Annotated in this window: 10 protein-coding genes; 3 read left to right on the top strand and 7 right to left on the bottom strand. The window is 46.7% G+C overall.

Annotation, left to right across the window (positions count from 1 at the left end; translation table 11 throughout):
- Positions 1 to 106: 106 nt before the first annotated feature.
- The 3 genes from DWX62_RS03920 (at position 107) to ybeY (ending at position 2850) form a co-directional block, all read left to right on the top strand.
- The gene (locus DWX62_RS03920) at positions 107 to 1111 is read left to right on the top strand and encodes a M20/M25/M40 family metallo-hydrolase (protein WP_005826125.1); all 1005 of its coding nucleotides are present in this window, start codon (positions 107 to 109) and stop codon (positions 1109 to 1111) included.
- Between the two features lie 25 nt (positions 1112 to 1136).
- Positions 1137 to 2369, top strand: a complete 1233-nt coding sequence (locus DWX62_RS03915) for a nucleoside recognition domain-containing protein (protein ID WP_005833907.1) — start codon at positions 1137 to 1139, stop codon at positions 2367 to 2369.
- A 67-nt stretch (positions 2370 to 2436) separates the two neighbouring features.
- Complete coding sequence (gene ybeY, locus DWX62_RS03910; protein WP_005826129.1) at positions 2437 to 2850, top strand: rRNA maturation RNase YbeY; 414 nt, start codon at positions 2437 to 2439, stop codon at positions 2848 to 2850.
- A gap of 71 nt (positions 2851 to 2921) precedes the next feature.
- Here ybeY and DWX62_RS03905 read toward each other — a convergent pair whose 3' ends face one another.
- From DWX62_RS03905 to DWX62_RS03875, 7 genes are all read right to left on the bottom strand, one after another.
- Positions 2922 to 3458 carry a hypothetical protein gene (locus tag DWX62_RS03905; protein ID WP_117589459.1) on the bottom strand — a complete coding sequence of 179 codons (537 nt, stop codon included), beginning with the start codon at positions 3456 to 3458 and terminating at the stop codon, positions 2922 to 2924.
- 128 nt (positions 3459 to 3586) lie between these two features.
- Positions 3587 to 4114, bottom strand: a complete 528-nt coding sequence (locus DWX62_RS03900; protein ID WP_008662148.1) for a hypothetical protein — start codon at positions 4112 to 4114, stop codon at positions 3587 to 3589.
- A gap of 6 nt (positions 4115 to 4120) precedes the next feature.
- A complete protein-coding gene (locus DWX62_RS03895; protein ID WP_016272137.1) occupies positions 4121 to 5551 on the bottom strand; it encodes a C10 family peptidase in 1431 nt (476 codons plus the stop codon).
- Between the two features lie 69 nt (positions 5552 to 5620).
- Positions 5621 to 6757 (bottom strand): aldose epimerase family protein, encoded by a 1137-nt coding sequence (locus tag DWX62_RS03890; RefSeq protein WP_120129603.1) that lies wholly within the window; start codon positions 6755 to 6757, stop codon positions 5621 to 5623.
- 29 nt (positions 6758 to 6786) lie between these two features.
- Positions 6787 to 8817, bottom strand: a complete 2031-nt coding sequence (locus tag DWX62_RS03885; RefSeq protein WP_120172599.1) for a hypothetical protein — start codon at positions 8815 to 8817, stop codon at positions 6787 to 6789.
- 33 nt (positions 8818 to 8850) lie between these two features.
- A complete protein-coding gene (locus tag DWX62_RS03880) occupies positions 8851 to 11577 on the bottom strand; it encodes an alpha-L-rhamnosidase (protein WP_120172598.1) in 2727 nt (908 codons plus the stop codon).
- A gap of 5 nt (positions 11578 to 11582) precedes the next feature.
- Positions 11583 to 12590 carry a family 43 glycosylhydrolase gene (locus DWX62_RS03875; RefSeq protein ID WP_005826142.1) on the bottom strand — a complete coding sequence of 336 codons (1008 nt, stop codon included), beginning with the start codon at positions 12588 to 12590 and terminating at the stop codon, positions 11583 to 11585.
- Positions 12591 to 12617: the final 27 nt, after the last annotated feature.

Raw genomic sequence — 12617 nt, 5'->3', positions numbered from 1 at the left:
TTTGAATTCATCCGCCAATGGACAAAAATACAACATTTATATAGAAACTATGGAAAGTTATCTTTAATTTTGCAACCGGTATGTCCAATCCTTAAAACCGTACGACATGTATAAAGCTGTTTTGGGAGCAATCTGCTGCCTTTCTTTCGCACTATCCTTACATGCACAATCTCCACAAGAAAAGGGGTTGCAAAGCATCAGCCGCACTTCGGCCAAGGCTATTGTCGGCTTTCTGGCCGATGATGAGCTGCAAGGACGCGAAGCAGGCATGCACGGTTCACGACTGGCTGCCCGCTATCTGGCATCCTGCCTGAAAGAAGCCGGCATTGCCCCGCTGGAAAAGGACAATTATTACCAGCCCTTCGAGGCTTACAACAAGGAACGCCAACAACGGGGACGGTGGCAAGTGCATCCCGACTCCATCGCCATCCTTAAACAAGGCGTCCACCGCATCCTGCAGATGAGTAATGTATTGGGAACCATCCCGGGAGAACGACCGGATGAATATGTCATCGTAGGTGCCCACTTCGACCATCTGGGTGTGGACGAGACGCTGGCAAACGACCGGATATACAACGGTGCGGACGACAATGCCTCCGGTGTCTCTGCCGTCCTGCAGATAGCCCGTGCATTTCTTGCCACCGGACAGAAGCCTCTGCGCACGGTCATCTTTGCCTTTTGGGATGGGGAAGAAAAGGGATTGCTCGGTTCAAAATACTTTGTACAAAGCTGTCCTTTCATCAGCCAGGTGAAAGGTTATCTCAATTTCGACATGATAGGCCGTAACAATAAGCCCGAGCAGCCTCAACACGTTGTTTACTTCTACACCGCCGCCCACCCCGTATTCGGCGACTGGCTGAAGCAGGACATTGCACGCTACAGCTTGCGCCTGCAACCGGACTACCGCGCCTGGGACCGCCCCACGGGAGGAAGTGACAATGCTTCTTTTGCCCTGTGCAACATCCCCATCATCTGGTACCACACAGACGGACATCCCGATTATCACCAGCCTTCGGACCACACCGACCGGCTGAACTGGGAAAAAATGATAGAAATAACCAAAGCAGCTTTCCTCAACGCCTGGAATCTTGCCAACGAAAACAAATATTAATCCACTAGAAACAAAGTAACGATACATGGTTTTAAATTACATCTGGGTAGCTTTCTTCGTCATCGCATTCATCGTAGCCCTCTGCAAACTCATTTTTATGGGTGATGTGGAGATATTCACAGAACTCGTCAACTCCACCTTCTCCTCTTCCAAAACAGCTTTTGAAATATCCCTGGGACTGACAGGAATACTCGCCCTCTGGCTCGGCGTGATGAAAATAGGCGAAAACAGCGGCATGATCAATGCCCTCTCCCGTTGGCTGAGTCCGGTATTCTGCCGTCTCTTTCCCGAAATACCGAAAGGACATCCTGCCATGGGCTCCATTTTCATGAATCTCTCTGCCAACATGCTGGGGCTGGACAATGCCGCTACTCCAATGGGGCTGAAAGCCATGAAGGAACTTCAGGAACTAAACCCGAAAAAGGACACCGCCACCAATCCGATGGTCATGTTCCTTGTCCTCAACACCTCGGGACTGATACTTATCCCCGTCAGCATCATGATGTATCGCTCGCAGATGGGTGCCGCCCAACCCACGGACATCTTTATCCCCACACTGATAACGACTGCCATCTCGACCATTGTCGGTGTCATTGCCGTCAGCATTGCACAACGCATCAACCTGCTGAACAAGCCCATACTTATCCTGATTGGCTGCATCAGTCTTTTCTTTGCCGCGCTCATTTATCTGTTCACACAGATTAGCCGTGATGAAATGGGTGTATATTCCACTTTGATTGCCAACATACTGCTGTTCTCCATCATCCTGCTGTTCATCCTCTGGGGGCTATGGAAGAAAATCAATGTATACGATGCCTTTATAGAAGGAGCCAAAGAAGGCTTTACCACTGCCATACGCATTATCCCTTATCTGGTTGCTTTTCTCGTTGGAATCGCCGTTTTCCGCACTTCCGGCGCCATGGATATACTGGTGAACGGTATCGGTTATGTAGTAGGACTATTCGGTGTAGATACCAGTTTTGTAGGTGCCCTGCCCACTGCCTTGATGAAGTCACTGAGCGGCAGCGGTGCCAACGGACTGATGATTGACACCATGAAGCAATATGGTCCCGATTCATTCGTCAGCCGTATGAGCTGCGTGGTACGCGGTGCTTCGGATACTACGTTCTATATCCTTGCTGTGTATTTCGGCAGCGTAGGTATCACCAAAACGAGGAATGCCGTGACGTGTGGGCTGATTGCCGATTTTTCCGGCATCATTGCAGCCATCATCATCAGTTACTTATTCTTCTTTTAAAAGAACTAGCTTAATCGCAAGAACGTAATTTCAATCGTACATCGTAAATCATTAAATCGTAAATAAAATGATTAGTTATCAGACAGACGGCGTGGAAATGCCATCCATCAAGAAGCGTGAAACCACGGAATGGATAAAATCCGTAGCCGCCACTTACGGAAAAAGAGTTGGTGAAATAGCCTATATCTTCTGCTCGGACGAGAAAATACTCGAAGTGAACCGCCAATATCTGCAACATGATTATTATACAGATATCATTACCTTCGACTATTGCGAAGGAAACCGTCTCAGCGGTGACCTCTTCATCAGCCTTGATACCGTACGCACCAATGCGGAACAGTTCGCCGATAACAACTACGAACGCGAACTGTACCGGGTCATCATCCACGGCATCCTCCACCTTTGCGGCATCAATGACAAAGGGCCGGGAGAACGGGAGATTATGGAGGAGGCGGAAAATAAGGCGCTGGCGATGCGGTAAATCCAAAGAATAAAAACTCTGTCTTGATAAAGTGCTGATTTTACCAAGACAGAGTATTTAAGAAAAACAAGTTACTTTGCCAACACAACGACAACTAACGGGTGATATTTGTCTGCTCCTGATTCGATGCGGGCATCCACACCATCTATAGTTACTCTAATAAGTTCAACACTGCCATAACCATCATTGTACTTCCAATGGGAAATAATGGAATGTTCCTCTCCGTCACCAAAGATATAGGGACAAACAAACGTACGCCTCAATACTTCAGGCTTCTTGTCATATTTATATCCATCCCATAGTGCATCAAAGATTGCCAAAGTAAAAAGTCCGTCCCTGCTTTCCACATAGATACAGTCCGGTCCGGTAAAGTCATCTTTAGAATCGGGTTCTACCAATTTATAGGAGTAATCTTTCTCTCTCAAAGCAGGCTTACCATTTCTTCCAAGACCGGTTTGCATTCCCTCAATCAAATCATTGCCATTTTCATCGACAAATGCTAAATTGTATCCATAATGAATAGGAGGATAAGAGTCTTCCTCACTTTTGCAACCCATGAAAATCAAAGGGAATAAAGCAGTCAATAACAAAAATCTAAAATTTCTCATAATATATTTTCTGAAGTGAAACATACAAACTTACTCTATCATATTGATAAATCTATCTTCTATAGGACTAACATCATAAGCTGTATACCAACCATTATATCGTCCATATAAAAAACATAAGATACTCTCTATTTATCTAAGCTAACAAGAGCTTGAGGATAAAATTTGTCAAAACCTTCAAGAATCGGACTCTCCACATCATCTATTGTAAGACGGATAAGTTCTGCCTCCCGATAATCAGTATCAAACTTCCAATAAGAAACAATCGTATGTACTTTCTCATCACCGAATATATGCTTACAGGCAAGTTTATGAGTAAGGACTTCCGGCTTCTTATGCCCATACCAGTCTTCCATGCAGACATCAATGCGTAGCGATTGATAGCCACTTACCTTTCCTAATATTAATGATTTGGTATCAAAATAATCATCTTCCGTTGATTTGATAAACTCAAAAGTATAAGTTCCGCGTAATAAAACAGAATCCCTCTCGCTGTTTATTTCAAATGGTACATCTGCAAGCAAATCATTACCCGATTTATCTATGAATGCTAAATAGTATCTATAGAGATGAGGCGGGTAAGAGTCCAATTTATGTTCACAACCGGCAAAGCATATCGCAAACAATAACAATGAATAGATATATACTCTTCTCATAATGCGTCATTTTAAGGGTGAAACATACAGATTTTCTCTGTCGTATTGATAGTTCCTATCATCTGTAGGATTCACATTATTTCCACTAAACCAGCCATTACCAGTGCCATACCACCCCCAGTTCATATGAAAATATATGCGACCAGAACCAAAAGAAGTAGTAGTGGGATTCATATAATTAGGGAATCCACAACTTGAATAACTTGGATTTGTAGAACGGTTTACAAGATACTCCACAAAATAGCTATAGGAACTTCCATATTCTTCCGCACCATCACAAACCCATGCATGCCCTTTCCAAGTTATTCCGATAAAATTTTTCCTGTCACCTGTCATATATACAGGACGTCCTCTAAAATAGATTTCACTTTCTACATCCCACATGTCATGATCCTTTTTAGATACTGCATACCCCATTGCCTCAAAACCTCTTTTGGCATCACCTAAGGAAGCTCCAGATTCGTCTTTACCATATTCCATATTCACGGCTTTACCAATCATCGCTATTAGAGATTGAGATGCAGAAGTCGGTCTATCATTAGCCATACCGCTCCAGTCAAAGGATTGAGGCCATTCATGATACTTCTCAATCTGAGCCATAGCAATGGCAACACAGCCAGCAGGATATTCATTCGGACATAATGCACTATATCCTCCCTCCTGCCCCCATTTTGTATTCATCAAAGGCCCAACTTTTCTGTTATTACTATTATATCCTACTATTGTAAACTCAAGAGGAGAACCATAAAAATTAGCCTTTTCTACAAGACTTTCATAATCTGATTGTGAGAGAAAAGATCTTGCAGAACTTAAAGGACCAAACGAATATCCCGGACACAAAGTATACAATTCGCCTAACCTTTCACGAAACATTGTCCCATCACTATAATGATCAGAAGTAGCATCACGTGTTGTGGCAGGCAGTATTTCGTAAGCCTCCCACATAGAGCGCATATTTGCCAAAGTCTCGGCATTTTGCATATCGCTTTCCTTAATAGCCCAATTTGTTTCATCCATCCAAATAGAAAAGCCACTCTGCTTAGCTTTTTCTATATTGATAGAGTTAGTATCTGAATATGCCAGAATCGGATAGTAATTCTTGGTAGCACCTACTATAACAAAACCACCGCCTTCATAATTTATTATATACATAGAAGGCGTATTGTCTTCACCGTAAACCGTCTTAATATCTTTTACTGTTTTACCAGAAAAGGCATCTGGCTCAATAGAGCCATTTCTTGTTGTCACCGCATCTTTACCATTAGCAGCTAAAAACAAGCCGGCCACCTCTGTGGCTTGACTAACCGGCACAAAGCTTTCATCATTTACAATGTCTACACAATCAGCATCCACTTCTATAGGAAGGGGTTCCATGCTATTCTCACTGCATGAACAAAATGCTGATACAATCCAAGCATACAATAAATACTTTTTCATACGCATTAATTTTTAAAGTTAACAAAAGAGATTATTATAAATATAAGGCAGGCTACGCCTGCCTTATATTTATTTCTTCACCGAAAAGCGATAGATGCAATGACTGTCATACTTTTCTCCCGGCTTCAGCAACGCCGAAGGCCATTCCGGCTTGTTGGGCGTATCGGGATATTTCTGCGTCTCCAAACAGACGGACGCACGATGACCGTACACGATACCTTTCTTTCCGGTCAGTGTGCCATCCAGGAAGTTACCGGCATAAATCTGAATGCCCGGTTCGTTGGTATAGACATCAAGCACAATACCCGTTGAGGGAGATTCGAGGGTGGCACACGGGCGGGTGATGTCACCCTTCGTATTGAGTACCCAGTTATGGTCATAGCCCTTGCCGTTCTTCAATTGCTCAAAGTCATTGTCAATGCGGGCGCCAATGGCTGTAGGAGTGCGGAAATCCATATCCGTACCTTCTACGGAAGCTATCTCACCGGTAGTCATGAAGGTACTGTCCACGGGAGTATAGGCATCTGCATCGATGGTAAGCAGATAATCCGAATTGGACTTGGAGGGATCGCCATCCAGATTGAAGTAAGAATGGTTCGTCATATTGACAACAGTGGTACGGTCTGTTTCGGCACTGTAACGAATGTCGATGGCATCGTCATCTGTCAGCGAGAAAGTGACCTTGCAGGTTAGGTTACCCGGGAAGCCCTCCTCTCCGTCTTTCGACAGATAAGTCAGTTCCAGAACCCGGTCACTCAACTGACGGGCATCGAACACTTGATATTGGTATCCCTTGGGACCTCCATGCAGGCAATGACCGTAATTGTTGCGCGGCAGCTGATACTCTACCCCATCCACTGTAATCTTACCCTGGTTGATACGGTTGGCATAACGTCCGATGGTAGCGCCGAAATCCGAAGGGAACTTGATGTAGTCCTGAATGGAATCGAAGCCCAGCACCACATCACGCATAACGCCATCCTTGTCCGGCACCATCACTGATACAATACGTCCACCGAAATTCGTAATACAAACTTCCATACCATTCTTATTCTCCAAAACAAACAAGTCTGTCTGCTTGCCATCCACTTCCGTACGGAAGTTCGCAGGTTCCAGTCCAGAAGCAGTCTTTTCACTCGCCTGTTTGCCCGTGCAAGCCGATGCCAATAGCATCACGCTTGCCAACAAAGTCATCATCTTATTCATAAATACAATATTGGTTACTGTTTAGACTATCATTTTTTCAACAAGAACTGCTCCGCACGTCCCGGAGTGAACAACTCCCACAAAGAAGCAACCGTCCAGCCCGGAGCGAAGATATTGTTGTAATATCCCTTTCCGTTACGTCCGTAATCCCAATTGGTATGCTGCACCACTTCCGGGTAATAGCCTACTTTGGCAATGCCACACATGTGTCCTTCATACGGCAGTAACTGGCGCATGGAAGTGGATATCACCTCGGCAAAGTCAGAGAAGCGCGGCTCGTTGTACTCTTTGGAGAGCCAATGCAGCACATCGGCAAATTCGAAGATAAATACATCGATATGGTTATTCTCTACCGACACATTTCCCCAACCACGGGTTTTCAAGCCGATATCTCCCAGCATCTGACCTTCGGCAAAAGGAACATCCCAAGTATAATACCATGACAAGGCAAAATAAGCGGCTTTCTTTGCCAGACCGGCATAGTGTGCACGCTCTTCTCCTTTGGTAACCAAAGCCAGGTAATAAGCAGCCGTAGCAGCATACAAGGAGGCTTCCTTGTCCTCGCAGTTAGCATCCAGCGTAGAAGAGAAATAATCGGCTTTGGATATCAGTTCCTTCTCCAGATAGTCTACCGTACGCTTGGCGCTTGCCAGATAACGTTTGTCCTTGAAATACTTGGACGCCATCACCAAAGGCAATGTTGCCGAAGGCGTGCTACCACCGCTGGCATCCACGATAGAGAAATCATCCTTGAACTTGCGCGGGAAGCTGCCGTCCTCGTTCTGCAACTTGAGGAAGCTGTCCAGCATGCCCTTGATGCGTTTCTCCCATTCGGGGTGTTTACGCTTCTGCTGTTTCTCGTAGTTCAGATAGTTCAAGATGGCATACACTCCCTCGGACTGACGGCGGATGCTATGTCTGGTTTCCTTAAAGCCGCGGTTGTAGTGTACCACTTCGTTGAAGAAACCGGCAGGCGAAAAACCGTTCTGGAGATAAGTGTCAAAGATATGGTTGGCATTGTCCACCAGGTCTTGGCGGTTCTGCTGTTTGCCATACTCCAAAGCATTGAAAGCGTTCAGCAACGTACGTCCCACAAAGCCCACTTCGGCAACATCGGTATTGGCACAAGTAGCAGTCTCCAACTCTACACCGGAGTAATAATGAGTGGGGGTATTGCCAACATAGCTTTCCACGAAGAAGTTGCTCATCACCTCCTTCATGCGGTCTACCGTGTAAGGTGTGTCAACCGGTTTCGGACGGTTAGTGTCATAACAATACTCCCAGGTGCGCTGTACGCATTCCGAAAAATCGGCAGCATTCCTTTCGGACACCTCCCAAGTCATGGAGATGCTGTCACCCTTACGAAGCAACTGGAAAGCCTCAACGGCAGGAGCCAGCGTCAATTTGCGGATATATGTCTTCGGTGCTTCCTTATAGGGGAAACCGTATGCCAAGACAGTCATACCATCCACATTGCAGAAACCGGTATATCCGATGGAAGTCTCACCGGACAAGATTACCTCTCCCTCCTTATGAGTGGTCAAAGCTTCCTTGTCGAACTTGTCAATACGGATAACCGACATGGACGTACCACTTGCCGGATTGAAAGCTGCCGTCAGCGGAGTGCTCAAACGGTCCTCACGCACCAGCCAACTGTCCGATGTGTGGAAAGAAGGAGCTTCCTTCGGCGAACGCAGGTTGCGGCGATACCAGAAGCCCGGCATGTAGAACTGGCAGTCTGAATGCTTGTAACCGGTCTTTATCTGTTCCCCGTAGTTGAAATACACATTTTCCAGCGCCTTGAGTGTGACGGTAATGCGCTGTTTGCCATCCTTGTCCACCACCTGGCGGATGATGTCCAACGGCAACGTTTCCGAAGCCCGGCAGCTGTACATACCATCCTGCATCTTCTGCAAGGCCAGCGGATATTGCTTGGCATCATTCCCCGGTACTTTCAAGGAAATAGAGGCAGAGATGTCTTCCGGAGCAACATTTGCCGCTCCTGCACCCGTAATGCCTGCCAAAAGCATTACCCCCAAAAACAATCTTTTTAGTCTCATAGTTACATCTGTTTTATTGTTGTTAGAAAAATATCATTCAGACATGAATACATACCTGCCGGAGCCCAATTCGACTACTAGCTTACCGTCAGCCTCCTCCACGGAATGAATCCCCGCCTGACCGGCAGCTACCTGTACATGGAAGTCAAGCGGCATCTTGACCGTAGCGGTTGTATTGGCAGGAATCTCAACGTTCCACTTCAGCTTATTGCCATCACGTTTCCAGGAACTTCCTATTCTGCCATAAGGCGATACATGCGAAGCATTCACATAATTCAGTTTTTCCGGGAATACCGGTTCCATCAGAATCTGCTTGAACCCGACGGAAGCAGGAGCATTCTTTATACCGGCAAGGTCCTCATAGAACCATATCAGCAGGTCTCCCAAAAGCATCACATGGTTTCTTGAATTCATCGCCGGATTTGCCGTGTCACCGTTCCATAATTCCCAAATGGTGGTTGCACCCTTCTTAATCATGTAACCCCATGAGGGATAAGTGTCATTGGTCACTATCTTATAGGCAAGTTCCAGTCCGCCATACTCGGTAAGCCCGCGCATCAGATGCTGGATGCCAAGCACACCGGCACTGACATGTCCCTTACAGTCTTTTTCCGTCTTCTCCACGACATTGGCAAATACTTTATCTTCATATCCGTCGGGAACCAGGCCCAGTCTAAGGGAAAGCAGGTTTGCCGTCACCGTATTGTTGTCATACTGTGCAGTCTCGGGGTTGAAGAACTTCTTGTTATAAGCGTCCTTGACCTTAATGGCAAGTGTTGCATACTCTTCGGCATCTGCCGGAAGTCCGTTCATTTGCGCGAACTTCTCCATGAGTTGCAGAATGCTGTAAAACACCGTTGTACTCAGCACTTCGCCGTTCGTCTTCCGGGCTGGGTCTTCCGAATGAATCAGTTCAGGCGACTCGGGAGGCATACACCAATCCCCGTATTCATCCTTCACCAGAATATAGTCCTTCATTTTGGTCTCCGTCATGTGGTTTACCCAGCGCTTCATGGACGGATAGCGCTCTTTGATGGAGCTATCATCGCCAAACTGGCGGTAAAGCATGTCGGCTACGTAAAAATAGGCAGCCGGCCAAGTCACGTCATCATGGAAGATGGTCCAGTAACGGGGAGATACCACAGAGATACTTCCATTTTCATTCATGGACTCTTCTATATCCACCAGCCACTTCTTATACATCAAGGCATTGCCGAAAATGAAACTTTCACCATAGGCACCGGTAGTGCGGTCGCCCAGCCATCCAAGACGTTCATCACGCTGGGGGCAGTCGGTAGGCATACCGCGATAGTTTCCACGGATTCCCCAATAGGCATTCTTGTGAAGTCTGTTAATCAACTCCTCGGAAGTCTCGAACGTACCGTTCGTTGCCATTTCATCATACACCACCTTACCGGTGAAATCATCCGCTGCCGGTTCATAGTCCAAACCGGATATTTCCATAAAACGGAAACCATGGTAAACAAACAACGGTTCCCAAACAAACTCACCGTCAGCGGCAGGAGTATAAATATCCGTGACAAGGGCACTGCGCAGGTTGTCAAGATACAGTTCCGTACCATTGTCCTTCAGCACTTCGGCAAAACGCATAGTAATGGGCTTGTCCTTCTTGCCACGCAGTTTCACCTGCTGTATTCCTACCATATTCTGCCCCATATCCACGATATATCTTCCATCACCTACCGATTTAACGGATATTGGCTTTATCTCCTCCATCACCTTCAGACTCGGAGAGAGCTGTGCCACAAGTTTTCCTTTGGGAGCCTCCATCCGTTCGGCCAACTGCCATCCGGAATCATTATAGCCGCTTTCCGTCCATTTACCCAATTCCAAGCGGGCATCATACCACTCACCGTCAAACCCGTTGTTTGCGGTTATAGGACCGCAGTTCGTCACTTTCCAGGAGTCATCGCTGGCTACCGACACCGTCTTACCATTGTCGTACTCTATATTCAACTGCGCCATGAGACGGGGTAAGCCAAAGCCTACCATCCCATTGGCACGCATGGAAAGATACCGGCCGTTGCCCAGAGCCACGCCTATCGTATTGGTACCGGACTTCAACAAGGGGGTGACATCATAGGTCAGATAAGATACAGAAGCATCGTACCAGGTAGGCAAAGGACCGAATACATCGTTTCCAATCCTCTCGCCATTCATATAGCATACGGAAGAACCTACTCCCGATACATAAAGGACCGCACGCTTCGGCTGTGACGGCAAATCAAACTCCTTCCGCAGATAACGTGCCGGAAGGATGGTCCGCTCACCGTCCAATTTCAAGTTTGTACTGTCGTTCAGTCCAATCCAGCCGGCTTTCCAGTCCGAACTGTCCAGCAAAGCCATCGACCAATATTGGATACTACTTTGCGCCTTGTCACCGGTATTTGTCCATACAGTGACACGCCACCAATATTTCTGTCCCGACTCCAAAGACGCCCCTGCGTACTTCACTAGCACCGATTGGCCAGACTCCACACGACCGCTGTTCCATACCAGCCCGGAGCCGGCCTGCAAGCCCTTTTCCGAGTCCGCCACTTCAATCTGATAAGCAGTCTGCATCACATCCTGCTTGTCGGTTACCAGTTGCCATGAGAAACGGGGAGCCGATACAGCTACTCCTTCGGGATTCTTCCGCATTTCAACAGTGGTTTCCTCCACTTTCAAGGAACCGCCACCCGATACTTGACAGCCCATCATCAATAGGGCCAACAAGGAGACTAAAATAGATTTCTTCATACTTGTCAGAATTTCGGTTTCTCCGCTTCCGTGGATGCAACGGAGCCTTCTACCGTCGGCCATCCGTCTTCCCAGCTAATCTTATCCAACATCAATACACGGCCTTCAGGCTTCTTTGTGCTCACCGCATGATAGAAGAACCAGTCATTGCCGGCATTGTCCGTCACAATCTCCGAATTATGACCGGTACCCACAAAGGAATTGCTTTTCTGAATCAGCACTTCGTGCTTGTTATCCATCATGCTACCGCCATTCTTGTCGACATAGGGGCCGAAAAGATTATCTGAACGGCCTACAACAGTAGTGTAAGTACTCTTCAATCCCTCACAACAACTTCCTATGGAAGCGAAGAAGTAGTAATGCCCGTCCTTCTTGTGAATATAGGTACCTTCGTAAGCGGTTCCTGCCACTTGCTGCGGTGTGGCGCCGTCCTTCAGAGAGAGTCCGTCATCAGACAGTTCAATCGCATAGATTCCTCGAAAACTGCCCCAGAAAAGATATTTCTTCCCTCCATCCTCTATATAGAAAGGGTCGATGGAGTTCTGTACATTGATTTCATTGCTGCGGAACATCTTTCCGTGGTCCGTAAAAGGTCCCTCAGGCTTATCGGCAGTAGCACAACCGATGCCGCAAGTTAACTCGCCTCCCCAAACAGACATAGAATAATAGAGCACGTATTTATCACCTATCTTGTTGATGTCCGGCGCCCACAAACCGCCGTTCGGCTCAAAATCAGGCCGCGTACGGTCCGTAAAGGCAGTACCTACATACTCCCAATCCACCAGGTTCTTGGAACGGTGAATCGGCAGATTGCGTATGTCCTCGGTGGCATACAAATAGTAGTATCCATCATCTCCCTCAATGACAGAAGGGTCTGGCAAACTATAATCTATCACCGGATTGCGATAGACATTCTTCGGCTGTTGTTCTTCCGGTTTATCCTCTTTTGTAGCCGATGACGAGGAACAGGCTATCAGACTGCATAACACTGATAATACAAGAAACTTCTTCATACAATGTATTCTTTTCATTCTTTCATT

Source organism: Bacteroides sp. AF20-13LB, from assembly GCF_003603065.1.
GTDB classification, from domain to species: Bacteria; Bacteroidota; Bacteroidia; order Bacteroidales; family Bacteroidaceae; genus Bacteroides; species Bacteroides uniformis.
Note: the sequence above shows the minus strand (reverse complement) of the source record. Positions and strands in the feature narration are given on the sequence as shown.